This is a genomic window from Saliphagus sp. GCM10025334, from assembly GCF_042663485.1.
Classification (GTDB): domain Archaea; phylum Halobacteriota; class Halobacteria; order Halobacteriales; family Natrialbaceae; genus Natronosalvus.
In genome coordinates this window covers 124,216-141,197 of record NZ_JBHTAF010000004.1, presented here as the reverse complement: position 1 = coordinate 141,197, position 16,982 = coordinate 124,216, and the positions used below count along the sequence as shown (strand labels likewise).

General features: G+C 64.3%; 18 protein-coding genes. 11 read left to right on the top strand and 7 right to left on the bottom strand.

What is annotated here, in order from left to right; translation table 11 throughout:
• Nucleotides 1-2,049 (bottom strand): AMP-binding protein, encoded by a 2,049-nt coding sequence (locus ACFQO4_RS16590; protein ID WP_500261978.1) that lies wholly within the window; start codon nt 2,047-2,049, stop codon nt 1-3.
• A 111-nt stretch (nt 2,050-2,160) separates the two neighbouring features.
• Between ACFQO4_RS16590 and ACFQO4_RS16585 the strand changes: the two genes are divergently transcribed.
• The 4 genes from ACFQO4_RS16585 to ACFQO4_RS16570 all read left to right on the top strand — a co-directional run bounded on the left by ACFQO4_RS16585 (nt 2,161) and on the right by ACFQO4_RS16570 (nt 7,526).
• Nucleotides 2,161-2,748: a GNAT family N-acetyltransferase gene (locus ACFQO4_RS16585; RefSeq protein ID WP_500261977.1), complete on the top strand. Its 588-nt coding sequence runs from the start codon at nt 2,161-2,163 to the stop codon at nt 2,746-2,748.
• Between the two features lie 67 nt (nt 2,749-2,815).
• On the top strand, nt 2,816-4,687 hold the full coding sequence (locus tag ACFQO4_RS16580) for a formate/nitrite transporter family protein (protein WP_500261976.1): 1,872 nt from the start codon (nt 2,816-2,818) through the stop codon (nt 4,685-4,687).
• Between the two features lie 89 nt (nt 4,688-4,776).
• A complete protein-coding gene (locus tag ACFQO4_RS16575; protein WP_500261975.1) occupies nt 4,777-6,459 on the top strand; it encodes an acyl-CoA mutase large subunit family protein in 1,683 nt (560 codons plus the stop codon).
• 215 nt (nt 6,460-6,674) lie between these two features.
• Nucleotides 6,675-7,526 carry an aldo/keto reductase gene (locus tag ACFQO4_RS16570; protein ID WP_500261974.1) on the top strand — a complete coding sequence of 284 codons (852 nt, stop codon included), beginning with the start codon at nt 6,675-6,677 and terminating at the stop codon, nt 7,524-7,526.
• A 45-nt stretch (nt 7,527-7,571) separates the two neighbouring features.
• On the opposite strand, the gene ACFQO4_RS16565 is transcribed toward ACFQO4_RS16570, so the two are convergent.
• The gene (locus ACFQO4_RS16565; RefSeq protein ID WP_500261973.1) at nt 7,572-7,886 is read right to left on the bottom strand and encodes a YbjQ family protein; all 315 of its coding nucleotides are present in this window, start codon (nt 7,884-7,886) and stop codon (nt 7,572-7,574) included.
• Nucleotides 7,887-8,042: 156 nt separating this feature from the next.
• Between ACFQO4_RS16565 and mce the strand changes: the two genes are divergently transcribed.
• Entirely contained in the window at nt 8,043-8,426 is a 384-nt protein-coding gene (mce, locus tag ACFQO4_RS16560; RefSeq protein ID WP_500262066.1) for a methylmalonyl-CoA epimerase, read from the top strand.
• A 37-nt stretch (nt 8,427-8,463) separates the two neighbouring features.
• Here mce and ACFQO4_RS16555 read toward each other — a convergent pair whose 3' ends face one another.
• On the bottom strand, nt 8,464-9,111 hold the full coding sequence (locus tag ACFQO4_RS16555; protein WP_500261972.1) for a hypothetical protein: 648 nt from the start codon (nt 9,109-9,111) through the stop codon (nt 8,464-8,466).
• A 69-nt stretch (nt 9,112-9,180) separates the two neighbouring features.
• Nucleotides 9,181-10,485 (bottom strand): HAD family hydrolase, encoded by a 1,305-nt coding sequence (locus tag ACFQO4_RS16550; protein WP_500261971.1) that lies wholly within the window; start codon nt 10,483-10,485, stop codon nt 9,181-9,183.
• A gap of 196 nt (nt 10,486-10,681) precedes the next feature.
• Between ACFQO4_RS16550 and ACFQO4_RS16545 the strand changes: the two genes are divergently transcribed.
• The 4 genes from ACFQO4_RS16545 to ACFQO4_RS16530 all read left to right on the top strand — a co-directional run bounded on the left by ACFQO4_RS16545 (nt 10,682) and on the right by ACFQO4_RS16530 (nt 13,650).
• Complete coding sequence (locus ACFQO4_RS16545) at nt 10,682-11,749, top strand: glucose 1-dehydrogenase (RefSeq protein ID WP_500261970.1); 1,068 nt, start codon at nt 10,682-10,684, stop codon at nt 11,747-11,749.
• Nucleotides 11,746-12,393, top strand: a complete 648-nt coding sequence (gfcR, locus tag ACFQO4_RS16540; RefSeq protein WP_500261969.1) for a transcriptional regulator GfcR — start codon at nt 11,746-11,748, stop codon at nt 12,391-12,393. Before ACFQO4_RS16545 ends, gfcR begins: the two co-directional genes overlap by 4 nt.
• A gap of 149 nt (nt 12,394-12,542) precedes the next feature.
• Nucleotides 12,543-12,890, top strand: a complete 348-nt coding sequence (locus tag ACFQO4_RS16535; protein WP_500261968.1) for a glutaredoxin family protein — start codon at nt 12,543-12,545, stop codon at nt 12,888-12,890.
• A 175-nt stretch (nt 12,891-13,065) separates the two neighbouring features.
• On the top strand, nt 13,066-13,650 hold the full coding sequence (locus ACFQO4_RS16530; protein ID WP_500261967.1) for a DUF7110 family protein: 585 nt from the start codon (nt 13,066-13,068) through the stop codon (nt 13,648-13,650).
• Between the two features lie 109 nt (nt 13,651-13,759).
• Here ACFQO4_RS16530 and ACFQO4_RS16525 read toward each other — a convergent pair whose 3' ends face one another.
• Nucleotides 13,760-14,089: a hypothetical protein gene (locus ACFQO4_RS16525; protein WP_500261966.1), complete on the bottom strand. Its 330-nt coding sequence runs from the start codon at nt 14,087-14,089 to the stop codon at nt 13,760-13,762.
• 246 nt (nt 14,090-14,335) lie between these two features.
• Here ACFQO4_RS16525 and ACFQO4_RS16520 point away from each other — a divergent pair, with 246 nt between their 5' ends.
• Both ACFQO4_RS16520 and ACFQO4_RS16515 read left to right on the top strand, forming a co-directional pair.
• Nucleotides 14,336-15,307 (top strand): phosphoadenosine phosphosulfate reductase family protein, encoded by a 972-nt coding sequence (locus ACFQO4_RS16520; protein WP_500261965.1) that lies wholly within the window; start codon nt 14,336-14,338, stop codon nt 15,305-15,307.
• Between the two features lie 77 nt (nt 15,308-15,384).
• Nucleotides 15,385-15,579, top strand: a complete 195-nt coding sequence (locus ACFQO4_RS16515; RefSeq protein WP_179259303.1) for a cold-shock protein — start codon at nt 15,385-15,387, stop codon at nt 15,577-15,579.
• A gap of 251 nt (nt 15,580-15,830) precedes the next feature.
• Here the strand turns inward: ACFQO4_RS16515 and ACFQO4_RS16510 are convergent, their stop codons facing one another.
• A complete protein-coding gene (locus ACFQO4_RS16510) occupies nt 15,831-16,028 on the bottom strand; it encodes a DUF7333 family protein (protein WP_500261964.1) in 198 nt (65 codons plus the stop codon).
• A gap of 92 nt (nt 16,029-16,120) precedes the next feature.
• Nucleotides 16,121-16,894, bottom strand: a complete 774-nt coding sequence (locus tag ACFQO4_RS16505) for a hypothetical protein (RefSeq protein ID WP_500261963.1) — start codon at nt 16,892-16,894, stop codon at nt 16,121-16,123.
• Between the last annotated feature and the right edge of the window lie 88 nt (nt 16,895-16,982).

Below are 16,982 nucleotides of genomic sequence, written 5' to 3'. Positions count from 1 at the left end.
CTACCGGGCGTCCTCGAGCGCCTCGAGCGCGTCCGGATTCTCGAGACTCGAGAGGTCGCCGAGGTCCTCGCCGGTGTAGGCGGCCTCGATCGCCCGGCGGATGATCTTGCCCGACTGCGTCTTCGGGAAGGCGTCGACGAAGAGGATTTCTCGGGGTCGGAACGGTTTGCCGTGTTCTTCGCCGATCTGTTCGCGCAGTTCCTCGCGGAGTTGCTCGGACTCTTCGACGCCGTCCTCGAGGATGGCGTAAGCGACGACTGCGGTGCCGGTCGTGTCGTCGGGGACGCCGACCGCCGCCGCTTGATTGACGGCCTCGTGATCGATCAACACGCCCTCGATTTCGGCGGGGCCGACCTTTCGGCCGGCCACGTTGAGCGCGTCGTCGGCCCGGCCGTGGAGGAACCAGAAGCCGTCTTCGTCCTGCTGGGCCCAGTCGCCGTGATCCCACAGATCGTCAAAGGTGGACCAGTACTCCTCGAGGTAGCGCTCGTCGCCGCTCCACAGCGATTTGGTCATGGAGGGGCACGAATCGCGGGCGACGAGGAAGCCGCGCTCGTGATCGTCTTTCACCGAATTACCGTCGCGGTCGACGATGTCGATGTCCATGCCGAGGCCGGGGCCGCCCAGGGTACACGGCTTGAGTGGTTGGTCGGGCATCGGCATCAGGAAACAGCCGCAGATCTCGGTGCCTCCGGAGATGTTGACGATCGGCGCCTCGCTCCCGCCAACGTTCTCGTAGAACCACTGCCAGCTCTCGGGGTCCCACGGTTCGCCCGTCGAGCCCAGAATTCGAAGCGAAGAGAGGTCGTGGCCCTCGAGCCACTCGTCGCCGTGTTTCCGAAGCGCGCGGATGGCGGTCGGCGAGATGCCGAACTGGGTGAGTTTGTGGCGGTCGATCATTTCCCAGAAGCGATCCGGGTTCGGGTAGTCGGGGGCACCCTCGTACATGAAGACGGTGCCGCCGAAGGTGTGGACGCCGATCAGTGTCCACGGCCCCATCATCCAGCCGATGTCGCTGACCCAGAAGAACCGATCGGCGGGCTTGAGGTCGAATCCGAAGTGGAGTTCCTTGGCACACTGCGTTTGCACGCCCGCGTGCGTGTGGACGATTCCCTTCGGCGTTCCCGTCGTGCCCGAGGAGTACAGCAGCATCGACTCCTGATCGGACGGGAGGGATTTACTCTCGTACTCGTCGTCCTGGTTCTCGACCGCGTCGTGCCACCATGCGTCCCGGGCGTCGTTCCAGGGGATTTCGACGTCGACAGTCGAGCCGTCGTCGCCGGCGCCGCTCCCTGTGCCGTCGGAACTCGAGTTCGAGCTCGAGCCCAGCCGATCGAAGACGACCGTGTGCTCGACGTGGCCCGCCTCTTCGATGGCGTCGTCGGCGCTCCCCTTGAGCGTGATCGGACTGCCTCGCCGAAGGAAGCCGTCGCCCGTAAAGAGCACCGAACACTCGGCGTCTTCGATGCGGGTGGCGACGGCGTCGACGCCGAAGCCCGAGAAGATGGGGACGGCGATGGCGCCGACTTTGAAACAGCCGTACAGAATCGACACCACTTCCGGCACCATCGGCATGTACAGCCCGACGGTGTCACCGGTTTCGATCCCCTCCGACTCGAGGTAGTTCGCTACCCTGTTAGCCTGTCGGTGGAGTTCGTGGTAGGTGATCTCCCGGACCTCGCCGCCTTCGCCCTCCCAGATGGTGGCGACCCGGTTTCGGTTCGCGGCCTCGAGGTTGGCGTGGCGGTCGACCGTGTTGTGGGCGATGTTGAGTTCGCCGCCGGGATACCAGTCGGTGAACTGCGGGCCGTCGCTGTCGTCCCGGACCCGGTCGTAGTCCGCGTAGAAGTCGATGCCGAGGTAGTCGACGAGCTCGTCCCAGAACCACTCGACCCCGCTCTCGCCGTCGCCCCGGTCGGTCGTGGTGCGCTCGATCAAGTCGTCGTAGTCCTCGATGCCGTACTCGCGCATGAACGCCCGGACGTTGGTGGACTCGGCGAACGCCTCGTCGGGTTCGTGGACCACCTCGTCGATCAGGTCCCCTTCCATGTCACTGGCACGGTTTGCTGTCCCGTGTCATGAACGTTACCGTCTCGAGACGGGCCGAAACCTGCCAGTACCCCACAAACGCTTTTGGCCGCGGCGGCCCTAGCTCGAATCATGTACGTACGGGACGCGAAAAACCGGGAAGAGGTCTGGCTTCTCGACCACATCGAGGCGATGGGGCTCGACGACACGGCGTTCCGGTCGCGCGACTACGTGGTCGCCATCGACGAAGAGTCGGGGGAGAAGGCGGGATTCGGCCGTATCCGCATCCACAAACCCGACGACGCCGACGACGTCTGCGAATTGACGAGCATCGGCGTCCTCGAGGAGTGGCGTAGCCAGGGCGTCGGCGCCCACGTCGTCGAACGACTCGTCGAGTACGCCGGCGACGAGGGCTTCGAAACGGTCTACACCCTCACCGGAGAAGGGGCCTACCTCGCGCAGTTCGGCTTCAGTCGCATCGAGGAATCGGCCCTCCCTGCCGTGTTACAGGAGCGACTGGCGGACAAACGGGAGGGCGTCGATCCGGATGCGGTCCCGCTCGCGATCGACGTCGACGGGTTCGAGATGCCCGAACGGCTGCGGGACGCGTTCAAGGAGGCGAACGAACCGGAGCCCGGCGACGGCGAGGAGGAATCCCCCGAGGACTTCGGTATCGACCCGGACACGGCGACCTACAAGTATGACACTGGGCGTCGATGACGCTCGAACCCCGTACGGCCGTCCGATGAAGAAAGTCACTTAGCCCTGCCGTGAGTGGAAGTCGACAATGAGCGACGACGACGATTCCGCAGTGGAAATTCCACAGCGAGCTGAGAGCGGCGCGCCGGCGTACGGGACGGTCATGCCGGACCGGTTTTCGTCCGACGAAGTCTTCCAGCGCGTCGTCGCTGACGCCGACCACGAGATCACGTCTGGAACGCGCGAACTCTTCTTCAGCGCGCTCGCCGGCGGCTTCGCGATCACGCTCACATTCCTGATATACGCCTCGATGTCGACGAAGACCGACAGCGAGATCGTCGCCGCCCTGCTCTACCCGCTGGGGTTCATCTACATCATCATCGGCGGCTACCAGCTCTACACCGAGAACACCCTGCCGCCGGTCGCGCTGGTCCTCGAGCGCCTCTCGTCAGTCCCGACGTTGCTTCGCCACTGGGTGATCGTCCTCGCCGGAAACTTCGCCGGCGGCGCGCTCGGGGCGGTGGCTCTCGCCTACGGCGGCGTCTTCGACGCGCCATCGGCGGAGATGGCGGTCTACCTCGCCGAGAAGGGGATCGAAACTCCGGCGACGAGTCTCTTCTTCAAAGGGACGTTCGCCGGACTGGTCGTCGCGGGCGTCGTCTGGATCAACTTCGCCGTCCGCGACACCGCCTCGCGGTTGCTCGTCGTCTATCTGGCCTTTCTGATGATCCCGCTTGGCAATCTGTTCCACGTCGTCGTCTCGTTCACCGAGGTGGTGTACCTCACCCTCGCCCTCGGTGACGTTGGGGTGATATTTCCGGCGATGACCCAGTTCGTGATCCCGGTGTTGCTCGGAAACACCCTCGGCGGCGTCCTGCTCGTCACCGTCGTCAACTACTACCAGACCAGCGAGCGGCGACTCGACATCGACCGGTACGAGAACACCAGGCGACTCACCATCCGGGAGTGGCTCCTCGGCTCGCTCTCGGGGCGTACCTACGTCCCAGTCGTCGACACCGTCGAGACGATCGTTCGCGACGAGGACTCCTATCGAATCCTCGTTCCCATCGCCAACCCGCGAACCGAATCCCAGCTCGTCGAGTTTGCCTGCGCGCTGGCGGAAACGAAAGAGAAGGGACAGGTCCACGTCGTCCACATCGTCCAGGCCCCCCAGCACGTCGCGGACAGTAGCGGCCATCACGACCGAATCCTCCGCGAGTCAGACCGCCTGCTTGAGGACATTCGCCGAATCGGCGACGGCTACGACGTCGAGTTCGGGACGTCGACCATCGTCTCTCCCCGGTCGTTCGAGGAGATCTTCGACCGGGCCAGGCGGACCCGCCCCGACCTCGTGCTCATGGGGTGGGGACAGGACCAGCTGTGGACCTCCGCCCGCGCCGAGAGCCACCTCGACGAACTCACGAATCGGCTTCCGACGGACTTCCTCGTGATCAAAGACCGCGGGCTCGATCCGTCGCGGGTGCTCCTCCCGACCGCCGGCGGCCCCGATTCGGACCTCAGCGCCGAAATCGCGCAGGCCCTCGAGAACGGTGCCGACGCCGAGATCACCCTCTTACACGTCGTCGACGACCCGGCCGATCGGGCAGCAGGCGAGGCGTTCCTCTCCGACTGGGCGAACGATCACGGACTCGACGATGCAGAAATCGTCGTCGACGATTCGGGCGACGTCGAGCAGGCGATCTGTCGCACGGCCAGGGACCTGGACGCCACGATCGTCATGATGGGCGCGACCGAGCGTGGCCTGCTCTCTCGGCTCGTCCGGGACTCGCTTCACATCGACGTTGCGCGCGTCGTCGAGGGATCGGTGCTGCTCTCGGAACGGCCGTCCCAGCGAACGTTCACCGAGCGGCTGTTCGGGTCGGGTTCGAGAGAAGATCGTCGCCTCGAGGAGTATCGCAATCGGGAGCAAAACGCCGAGGCGGCCGAGCCCAGAACGTAGCGTAGCGCCCGACGAACGCGGCCCATTGCGTTTCCGTCGACCGACTCGTTTGTCAACCTTCAAGCCACATGAAACCGTCGTCATCGATAATGTTCGATGCCGAGGATCTCGAGGCGATCCGCGAAGGGAAAGAAACCTGGCACGACGAGCAGGTCGAACCGGTGATCGACCGCTTCGGTGAACGCGAGGAGACGTTCACGACCGACACCGGCGGCCAGGAGGTCGACCGACTGTACACGCCGGCAGACGTCGCCGACCTCGAGTATCAGGAGGACCTCGGTTTCCCCGGGGAGGCGCCCTACACCCGCGGCGTCTACTCGACGGGCTACCGGGGGCGGCTGTGGACGATGCGCCAGTACGCCGGGTTCTCGACGCCGGAGGACACCAACGAACGGTTCCACTACCTGCTAGATCAGGGCCAAACCGGGCTCTCGATGGCGTTCGACCTGCCGACCCAGATGGGCTACGATTCGGACGCCGAGATGTCCGCTGGCGAGGTCGGCAAGGCCGGCGTCGCCATCGACTCGCTCGAGGACATGGAGACAGTCTTCGACGGCATCCCTCTGGACGAGGTTTCGACGAGTATGACGATCAACGCGCCCGCGTCGGTCCTGCTGGCGATGTACATCGCCGTGGGGGACCGCCAGGGCGTCGACCGCGCCGAACTCAGGGGAACCATCCAGAACGACCTCCTCAAGGAGTACATCGCCCGGAACACCTACATCTACCCGCCCGAGCCGTCGATGCGGATCATTACGGACATCTTCGAGTTCTGCGCCGGAGAAGTGCCCAAGTTCAACACCATCTCCATCTCGGGCTATCACATCCGCGAGGCTGGCTCGACCGCCGCTCAGGAACTCGCCTTTACGCTGGGCAACGGCCTCGAGTACGTCGAGGCCGCCATCGACGCCGGCCTGGACGTCGACGACTTCGCCCCGCAGCTCTCCTTCTTCTTCAACGGCCACAACAACATCTTCGAGGAAGTCGCGAAGTTCCGCGCCGCACGGCGAATGTGGCACGACCTGATGGAGGAGCGATTCGACGCGCAAAATCCCAAGTCGAAGCAATTGAAGTTCCACACCCAGACGGCGGGCTCGATGCTCACCGCCCAGCAGATCGAGAACAACGTCGTCCGGGTGGCCTACCAGGCGCTGGCGGCAGTGCTGGGAGGGACCCAGAGCCTCCACACGAATGGCAAAGACGAGGCGCTCGCCCTGCCGACCGAAAAATCGGTCCGGACCGCCCTCCGAACCCAGCAGATCCTCGCCCACGAGTCCGGCGCGGCGGATACCGTCGACCCGCTCGCGGGCAGTTACTACGTCGAGCACCTCACCGACGAGGTCGAATCCGAGGCCTACGACCTCCTCGAGGAGGTCGACGAGCGCGGCGGGATGCGGCGAGCGATCGAACAGCAGTGGGTCCAGCGCCAGATCCAGGACACCGCGTTCGACCGCCAGCGCGAGATCGAAGACGGCGAACGCATCATCGTCGGCGTCAACGAGTTCGAGGTCGACGAAGACCCCGAGATGGACGTCCAGGAGGTCACCGAAGAGGACGAGCGCCGGCAGATCCGAAGCCTCGAGTCCGTCCGTGAGGAGCGAGACGAGGAGGCCGTCGAGGCGGCGCTCGAGGCCCTGCGGGAGGCCGCGCGGGGCGACGAGAATCTCATGCCGGTCATCGTCGACGCGGTGAAGGCGTACGCGACGGTCGGGGAGATCTGTAACGTCTTCCGCGAGGAGTTCGGGGAGTACACACCGGGCAGCGCGGTGTGAGAGGGTAGCAGCAAGTTTCTGTTCTGGACGTGACACGGTCACTCGCCGGTCGCTAGCGTGCTGCTCGACGGCACTCGTCGGATGCTCGCCTGCCGAACACCTGTCGGCCACTCGCCAACCGCTCGCTGAACACCGTCTGTCTGAATCGAGCACGCAACTGCCGGGCCGGCTAGTCGAAGCCCCCGTTTCTTAACCCGGAAGGGTGACCGGCTACCATGTCGCAACTGACCATCGACTCGACCGTTTCGGCCGGCGATGCGTCGATCCCCGCCCTCGGCTTCGGCACTGCCCGGATCACCGGCGAAGACTGCTCGCGAGCCGTCGAATGGGCCCTCGAGGCCGGCTACCGCCACCTCGACACGGCGACGATGTACGACAACGAATCGGCCGTCGGCGACGGCCTCGAGCGCGCGGAGGTCCCCCGCGACGAGGTGTTCGTCGTCACGAAGATCGATCCCGAAGATGCGGCCTTCGACGACGCGCTCGAGTCGGCGCGAGGGAGTTGTGACCGACTGGGGATCGAGACGATCGACCTCCTGTTGTTGCACGCGCCGAGCGACGAGGTGCCCCTCGAGATCACCCTCGACGCGATGAACTACCTCCAGGACGAGGGCGTCGTCGACCACGTCGGCGTCAGCAACTTCTCGGTCCCGCAACTCGAGGAGGCCGTCGACCGGTCGGAGACGCCCATCGTCACGAACCAGGTGAAGTACAACCCGTTCAACCGCCAGGACGCGTTGCTCGAGTACTGCCTCGAGGCGGGCGTCTCGCTCACGGCCTACTCGCCACTGGCGAGGGGAGACGTCGCCGACGACGAGCGCCTCGAGTCCATCGGCGAGCGACACGGCAAGTCGGCGGCGCAGGTCGCACTACGGTGGCTGCTTCAGCAGCCGTCGGTGGTCGCGATTCCGAAGGCGGCGAGTCGCGATCACGTGGAAGCGAACGCCGACTGCTTCGACTTCGAACTCTCCGAGGAGGAGATGCGCGAGGTGTTCGAGATTTCGGGAGAAGCGCCGGCGTTCGCGATGGAAGACGAGGGCGGGGGTGGGGACGACGACGGGTCGTAATTCGGCGAGTGTCCGAGCGAGTGAGCGGAAGAGGAACCGAGACCGTCACCGAAGCCGAACGGCCGTCCCGTAGGCCATGACCTCCGAGCCACCGTCGGTAATTTGGGAGGTCTCGAGACGGACGTTGACGACTGCGTCGGCCCCCATACGTTCGGCGTCGGCTTCCATGCGGTCGACGGCCTCGTCACGCGCTTTCGAGAGCAGTTCGGAGTAGGCCTTGAGCTCGCCGCCGAAGATGTTGCGAATGCCCTGGGTGATGTCGCGGCCGACGTTTCTGGCTTCCACGGTGTTCCCGCGGGCCACGCCGAGGACTTCGTCGATTTCACCGTCCGGAACGGTTTCGGTGGTAGTAATCTGCATTCGATCAAGTATCTGTTGTTTTCCTACTAACACCTTTGGATTCGGTCGCCCCTCGCGTTCGCGATGTAGCGCCCGTCACGGCGTCTGCACAGCGATTTCGCGAACCGCAACTCGAGCGGAACACTGACGACGCTGGTCGGTTCATCTCGAGGCATGATGCGCTTCGACCACGCGGGAATCGCGACCGAGGACGCCCAGGCGCTGGCCGACCTGTACGCTGACCTTTTCGACGTCGAAATCGTCCACGAGGAGACGTTCGATGGGATGACCGTCGTCTTCCTGGCGTTCGAGAACGGCTATTTCGAGCTGCTTGAGCCCCAGGAGGAGGGCACCATCGCGACGTACCTCGAGCGAAACGGCCCCGGAATCCACCACCTCGCGGTCGAGACCGACGACGCGGCGGCGGCCCTCGAGCGCGCTCGGGACCTCGGCATCGAGTGTATCGACGACGAACCACGGCCCGGCGCCTGGGGCCACGACGTGGCGTTCCTGCATCCCCGGGATACAGGCGGAATCCTGCTCGAGTTCGTCGAGCACTAATGTAGCGATCGTTTTCGTCGTTATCGTCGTCTCTACCCTATTCGTCGTCCGAACTTCCATCGTTCTTCACACCGTTACCGTCGCCCTCGTCGCTTACGGCCGGCCACTCGAGGCTCAGAACTGTCCGGGGATCAGCGAACGATTCGTGGACCAACCTGAACGCGTCGGGGCGAGCACCGGGATCGGCAAACGTAACCGACAGGCAGTAACTCACGGCACCGACGCACTGGATACAGGCCTCGTCGACCGGTTCGCCGGGACGGAGACGAACGACCAGTTCGGTCGTGCTCCGGTCCGGGTTCCTATCGCCGTCGCCATCGTCATCGTTGCCATCGACCTGGCCACCCTCGTCGTCCGGACAGTCGTCGCCACCGCGCTCGCGAACGGCCGCCGACTCGAGGACGACCTCGTGACACGGCGACGGCGTCTGGAGCGCCGTCTCGACCTGCAATCCGCCTTCGAGCAACCACACCGCTGGATAGGCTCCCGTCCCGTCGCTCAGACACTCGCCCTCGAGGGTTTCGATGTCGATGTCGATCCCGATCGAGTCCGGCAGGTCTTCGTTCTGATCCACGGAATCGTCCCCGTCCTGGTCTCGAGACTCGCACTCACCGTCGCTGGCACCCACTACGCCGGTGGCCGCACCCGCGCTCCCCAGGCCGGCCAGCAGTGTTCGACGTCGCATACGATCACGTCACGACGCGAGTGAAAACCACTTTTTCACGGTTTCGAGACGGTCCGTCCCACCGACCGGTCAGCGCTCGAGGCGGGCGAACCTGTTGAGCGCGTACACCGTCCGCAGGACGTCGACGCTCTTGCCGCGGTCGAAGACGAGTTCGTCCGACCCGAGGACGTGCTCGAGGACGTCCTCCGAGGCGTGCTCCGGCGCGGCGGCGATGCCGGCGTCGTTCCTCGCGACCCACTCCATCACGCGCAGGTCGCTCTTCGAGTCGCCCATGACGAGCGCGAACGGATCCTCGACGTCCAGGACCGAGAGCGCGCGCTCGACGCCGGCGACCTTGTCGAGTTCGAGACTGCCGATCTCGGCCGCGTCGGCCTCATAGTAGGCGACGTCGATGCGCTCGAAGACGTCCGCGAGCGCGTCGGGCACGCTCGAGCGGTCGACGTCGGGGTAGGCGCCGCACTGCTCGAGGACGCTCCTGATCTCGGGGTCTTCTGCGGCGTAGAACGCGCGAGCGTAGTCGGCTGGCTCGGTGGCGCCTTCGTCGCCCGCTTCAGTGGTGCCTCCGTCGGGCGATTCAGTTGTCTCGGCCCCGTTCCAGCTCACCGCCTCGGCGACGGCCCCGCCCAGCAGGTCGATCATGTACACGAGCGCATCGTCGATGATCTCGCGGGCCCGACTCGATCCGGTCTCGTAGTTCGGTTTCATCGTCACGTTGAACTCGTTGCCCTGCAGGTGACAGCCCCGGCGGAGGTTCTCGGGGGCGTCGGGGAGGACGCGCGCGCGAACGTCGTCGAAGACGTCGCGAATCTCCGCATCGAGGTCCTCGTAGAGCAGTTGCTTGGTGTCGGCGCCGTGGCCCGGCGTGAAGACGCCGTTGCCTGTCTCGTAGACGATCGAGAGGTTTCCCGAATGGACGATCTCGCTGCCCAGCCCCTGGATGGCAAACCCCTTGACGTTCTCGAGGGTCTGGCCAGTGCAGATGACGATCGGGAGTCCCGCCTCGTGAAACTCCGTGAGCACGTGGAGGGTATCACGCGGAATCTCATTGTCCGTGCCGCCCGCGGAGCGAAGCGTCTCGTCGACGTCGAGCACGAGGACGTTCACCGCCCGGCCGTACTTCGCTTCGAGGTCGAGCGCCGTGAACGCCTGGTCGCGCGTGGTTCGCGAGGCGACTTCGGCAAGCGTCTCGCCGGCGGCGAACGACGAGCGAATCTCGTCTTTTCGGGACTCGAGTTCTTCGCTCGCGTCTTGCCAGTGCTCGAGGGCCACCCGAGAGTCGATCGGCGGGAAGACGTCGACGAACTCCTGGTACTCCCGGAGCGTCTTCGTGTCGAACTCGTCGTAGAGTCGGTAGACGAGGTCGTATCGTTCCATGTCACGGCATGGTGCGGCGGCGGGTTAATCGTTTCCGCTGGCGCAACGGTGGCCGTTCATTGGGGTAACAGTGACCGTTCCGTCGGCGCAACGGCAGTCGTCTCTGCTGGCACGACAGCAGTCGCTCTCTGGCGGCCCCTGCGATCTTTACTCGAGATAGAATAAACTTTTAGTCGTCGGGGGACGAAGGATCGGTATGAAAACGATCGCAGTCGAGCCGGGCTCCGGCGAGCCAGTGATGCTCGAGAAGCCGGTTCCCGACCCGGCTGACGGCGAAGCCCTCGTTCGAACGCTCCGCGTCGGCGTGGACGGGACCGATCACGAGGTCATCGCGGGCGAACACGGCGGCGTCCCCGAGGGCGAGGTCCACCTCGTGCTGGGCCACGAAGCCGTCGGCGTCGTCGAGGACGCGAACGGGACCGACCTCGAGGAGGGACAGATCGTCGTCCCGACGGTTCGACGGCCGCCGAACGGGTCGAATCGCTACTTCGAGTCGGGCTATCCCGATATGGCACCCGAGGGCGAGTACCACGAGCGCGGCATCGTCGGCGCTCACGGGTTCATGGCGGAGTACTTTACCAGCCCCGCCCAGTACCTGGTTCCGATCCCGGCGGAACTCGCGCCGCTGGGGTTCCTCGTCGAACCGATCACCATCTCCGAGAAGGCCATCGAACACGCCGTCGCCAGCCGGTCGGCGTTCGACTGGCAGCCGGAATCCGCGATGGTCCTCGGCAACGGCTCGCTTGGCCTCCTGACCGTCGCCATGCTCGCGAAAACTCTCGAGTTCGATCGCACGTACTGCCTCGGCCGGCGTGATCGGCCGGACCCAACGATCGACATCGTCGAGTCCCTCGGAGCGACGTACGTGGACTCGCGCGAGACGCCGGTATCCGAGGTGCCCGACACGTACGAGGGAATGGACTTCATCTACGAGGCGACGGGGTACGCCCCGCACGCGTTCGAGACGATCGAGGCGCTCGCGCCCAACGGCGTCGGCGCCCTGCTCGGCGTCCCCTCGAGCTGGACGTTCGAAATCGACGGCGGCGCGCTTCACGAGGAGTTCGTGCTCCACAACAAGGCGCTCGTCGGGAGCGTCAACGCCAACCGCGGCCACTTCGAGGCCGCCATCGACACGCTCACGCAGCTACCGTCGTCGTTCCTGGACGACCTCGTGACCGGGATTTACGACGTCGACGCCTTCGAGGCGGCATTCGTCGACGACGACACGACTATAAAAACGGCGGTCGAATTCGATCGTATATGAAGAACGTCGACGACCTGATCGAGAGTGCGGCCGACCTCGCCGAGCGCGGCCTCTCGAAGGGCGAGATCGCAGACGAGTTGAACGTCTCCCGCGAGACGGCGAGCTGGCTGGTCGAACGTAGCGGCACCGCACCGCAACCGTCGGCCCCCGAGACGGCCGATACCGCCGGATCGGCGGACATACACGTCGACTGGTCGGCCATCGGTCGGGACTCGAAGCGGATGGGCTACGTCGCCAGCGCGATGGCAGACCTGCTCGCCAAACACGGCGAAGACGTCGATCTGACGATCGGTATCGAGAAGGCCGGCGGCCCCATCGCCGCGCTGGTCGCCCACGAACTCGAGACCGACCTGGGAACGTACACGCCAGCGAAACACCAGTGGGAGGAGGGCGACATCGACGAACTCGGCGGGACCTTCTCCCGAAACTTCGCGACGATTCGGGGCCGGGAGTGTTACGTCGTCGACGACACGGTCACCAGCGGGACGACCATGCGCGAGACCATCGACGCCATTCGGAAAGAAGGCGGCGAACCACTCGCATGCGTCGTCCTCGCGGACAAGCAGGGCGTCGACGAACTCGACGGCGTCCCCGTCTACTCCCTGTTGCAGGTCATCAGCGTCGGGAAAGACACGGACGAGTGACTCCCCGCCCGACGCTTCGTTTCGTCCTCGGGTAGTCCGTTTTCGTCCGAACGCGGGTTCTAATACTATATTTACTATAGTGTTGGGAAGGAGTCCGACGCCATCCGTACGGCGCAAACGCTTTCCATCCCACGCCCCTATGGTCCCCTATGACGTTTCAGCCAGAAAGCAGCCTCGAGCAAGCGGAGGTCGACGAGATCGTCGAAACCACCCTCGACGAGAACGACGTCGTTCTCTTCATGAAGGGCAACGAACTCATGCCCCAGTGTGGGTACTCCCAGCGCGCCCTCGAGTTGATCGGCAAGCACCGAAGCGATATCGAGACGGTAGACGTACTCGAATCCTTGCCCGAGTTCCGGGAGGCGCTCTCGGAACACAGCGGCTGGGAGACGATCCCACAGACCTACGTCGACGGCGAGTTCGTCGGCGGGTCGGACGTCCTGGCCGAACTCGACGAGCGCGGCGAACTCGAGACGACGCTCCAGGCGAGTCCCTGAACGAGCACCCCGAATCGTGACCACCCGGCGGGGCCGCCGTCGGCGAGCTCTGCGGCGACCTGTTCGCGAACACCCATATGAATTCCAATACGTCACCCGGGGAGATAATAGCAGGTCATATATGGGGAGCGACCGTACTAGGAACCAGACGACTATCGCCCACCCCCTTCCAGATATGTCAACAGAGGAATCCAGACACGTGTATCGGCTCCACTCCACGCTCGAACTCCCGCTCGAGGACCTCGAAGAGCACCTCGAGACGGCGACCTACCCCGACGGCGTCACCGACGTCGAGCTCACCCGCCGAAACAACACCCTCATTCTCAAAGCCGTCTCCAACGACGAGACGGTCAGCAAGTACACGCCGACGGCCCAGTTGAAAGCCAGCGTCACGGAGAACCGCGTCTACGAAGAGGATCCGGAGGAACGCCGACAGAACTCGTTCCGCTGGGACGAAGACGAGGAAGAGGAGATCGAGTCGGAACTCGTCGAGTTCGCGGCGTTCAAGGGCGACCGCGAGACGGTACTCCAGAACTCGCTCCTGCAGTACGAGATGTTCCAGGTCCTCTGTGACATCGCCCTCCAGACCGAGAAGGGGACGCTGACGGCGATTTCCGAGCGCGACGGCGACCTCGAGGCGACCCGGATCGTCGACGGCGAGGCCAGACCCGCCGACGTCGAGGTCGTCGAGGGACCGCGCGAGCGCAAGTCGGCCTCGAGCGGGGTCAACTGGCGGGACAACAAGTTCATCAGCGACTGAGGGGACGGTTTCGACACGATTCGTCAGTGTGACGATTGTGCCGCGATTAGAGCAGGTCTCGAGGACTCGACAGTAGGACTTCGAAACGATGAGCGGAGCGGCGCGTTCGTCACCGACCGCTACTCTCGAGCCACCCCTCCAGGCGGCAGATTACGATTTTCGCGATCGCGTCGGCGACACGCTCGGACGACTCCGAGAGGTTCCACACGTAATCGCCGACGCGGGTGACCCCCTCCCACTCGACGTAACCGTGGCGGTCGAGTTCGATGAGCACCCGCTCGAGGGCCATCTCGTCGAGCCGGTAGCCGATCTGTTCTTCCAGTCGATCGGCGAGTTGTGGGGTCGTTAGCACGGCTCTATCCTGGGGAGACGAGTCGCCGGTCGGAACGACTGACGGCTTCGATGCCGGCGTCTGCGGTGACGGCGGCCGCTGGGTCATTGTCGATGTCCGGTTGTGGTTGAGACGGCATAAGAACCGGCGTGAACAGACGCGACCATCAAGTACAGATCGTCGAAACGGGTACGTCGTCGGTCCTATTCACGAAGTAACACCCACTCCGATCGAACGATCGGGTTCGACCGCCAAAATGTGCTAGCACTTCCCGCGTGACGACCGAACGGCGGCGACAGCACGTTCCGCCGGCGTAAGGACTTTAAGCCTCGTAATTATATGTAATTACACCGTATGCCCGACGATTTCCCAACGTACGTCGACGTCGATTACGAGGACGGCACCGACGAGGACCCCGAGGACTACCCGCAGATCCAGGACAAGATCGAGAAGGCCATCGAAGTCACCCGACAGGGTCTCGAGCAGTACGAGAACCCGGCCGTGATGTGGACCGGCGGCAAGGACTCGACGCTCGTCCTGTACTTCGTCAAGGAGGTCGCGGACCGCTACGACCTCGAAGTACCCCCGGCGATCTTCATCGACCACTACCAGCACTTCGAGGCGATCCACGACTTCGTCGACCACTGGGCCGACGAGTGGGACCTCGAGGTCATCTACGCGCGAAACGAGGACATCGGCAGCTACGTCGAGGCGAACGACCTCGAGCCGGGTGACGACATTCCCATCGACGAACTGTCCGAACACAACCAGCACCACGTCGAGAACATCCTCGAGTACGAGGAGGACACGTTCCCGTTCCTGCTCGACACCTACGCCGGCAACCACCTGCTGAAGACAGTCGCGCTGAACGACGCGCTCGAGGAGTACGACATCGACGGCATCCTCTCAGGCGTCCGCTGGGACGAACAGGAGGCCCGCGCCGACGAGACGTTCTTCTCGCCGCGCCACGACCCGGATATCTACCCGCCCCACGACCGCGTTCAGCCCATTCTCCAGTTCGACGAGGCGGCCGTCTGGGAGGCGTTCTGGAACTTCGTCGTCCCGGACACCGTCGAGGCATTCCCGGACGAGGGCTACGTCCCGCAGAGCGCCGACGACCTGCCGAACGACCTCGAGCCTAGCGATACCCCCGTCTCGCCGAAGTACTGGGAAGGCTTCCGCTCGCTCGGGAGCGAGATCAGCACCGAGAAGACTGAGGACGACCCCGCCTGGCTCCAGGACCTCGAGGGAACGACCGAACGCGCCGGTCGCGCCCAGGACAAAGAGGACCTGATGGAGCGGTTGCGGGACCTCGGTTACATGTAGGAGACGGCGGAAGCGACCGTCGTGGTACCGCGACCCTCGCAAGGGTTATCCGTGTCCCGGGTGAACGTTTGTTTGCAATGGCAAACGGAAAGGTTGATTTCTTCAACGACACAGGCGGCTACGGTTTCATTTCGACGGACGACGCGGACGATGACGTATTCTTCCACATGGAAGACGTCGGCGGCCCGGACCTCGAAGAAGGCACAGACATCGAATTCGACATCGAACAGGCCCCCAAAGGCCCCCGCGCGACGAACGTCGTCCGCAACTAAGTTCTGACGCCGGACCGTCGTCACCGACCGTCCGGACGAGTACTTCGTTTAGAATACGCTCGTGGTGAGCGCCCGCTCCGTTGCGACTGGTCGGAAGCGACGAGTCGGGGCGGGGTTCGTCACGATTCGAGACTCACAACTCGAGATTCATCGCTCGAGCCTACTGGTTGACACCCGTCACTTTCTCTTTCTCATCACGTGACAGTCACTGCCCGAACCGCTCGAGAGACGCTCCAAAACGGGTGACTCGATCAGCGCATCGCCCGGTACTCGCCGTGTTTCACGCCGATCGCTAGCATGATCGCACCGAAGATCGCCATCGACGGCATGACCATCGTCAGGATCGTTCCAGTCGTCATGCCCGGCATCATCGTGAGGGCTGCGGTCCCGGCGGCAATGATCGCGACGAACGCACCGACGGTCTTGACGAGGTCGAACTCGAGTGCCATATGCGAACGTCGGTTGCGAAGATTCCTAAGAATACCGAAACGACGCGCCAGTTTTCGTCGGTTGCTGGATTTGCCGGATAGCGAGGACTCGGTTACTCGCCCGACGGCCGGACGACGTTCGCCAGTGAGACCATCGTCCCGAGGAACCACCCCATCGGGAACGAGAACCCGAGCCACATGGCCGCGTAGGCCGCGCCCTCGAGCTGGTAGTTGTCCCGCAGGTACTGGTTGAGGTCCCCGACGACGAAGACGGTGTCGAGGAGCCACGCGGCGAGGTCGTAGCTGGGCTCGAGGACGTAGGGCTCGAGCGAGGGGGTGACGAGCGCGGCGACGACCGGGGGCAAGAACAGGGCGGTCATCGCGAAGGGGTAGGCGAGGATCACCGAAAGTGCTCGCCCGCCGAATTTCGAGCAGGCGGCTGCGAGTGCGGTCGAGATCGTCGCGACGCCGCTCGCTGCGGCGACGGCGTAGACGGCGTCGAGCGGGACGTCGACTTGCTCCATGTACGACATCGCACCCCAGGCGATGGTCAACAGGCCCCAGCCGAGCAGGGCGATGGCGGTGACGCCGACGATGCCGAGTCGGGTTCGCGTCGAGTCGAGTTTCGCCGCGTAGTAGCGGGTCGCGAGACCGATTACGGTGAACGGATACACGAGTAGAATGCCGAGGGCACCGACGAGACTCCAGAGATAGTAGCCCACTTTCTGCGGGAGCGATTCCGGTTTCCACTTTCCCATGACGGAGTGGCCCCGGCCACGCTGGCGCGGGAAGACGAGCTCCATCCACGCTCCGTGGAGCCGTGCCAGGTCGACTTTCACCGCGGCGACGAATCCGCCACCGCCACGGGAGTGTGCGCGCGTAGACATACTCAATCCAAAATACTGTGATACCGTAAGTTTTCCTCCTCGAGACCGTCTCGATTTCGCGATCGTTTCGCAATCGTCTCGAAAGCGG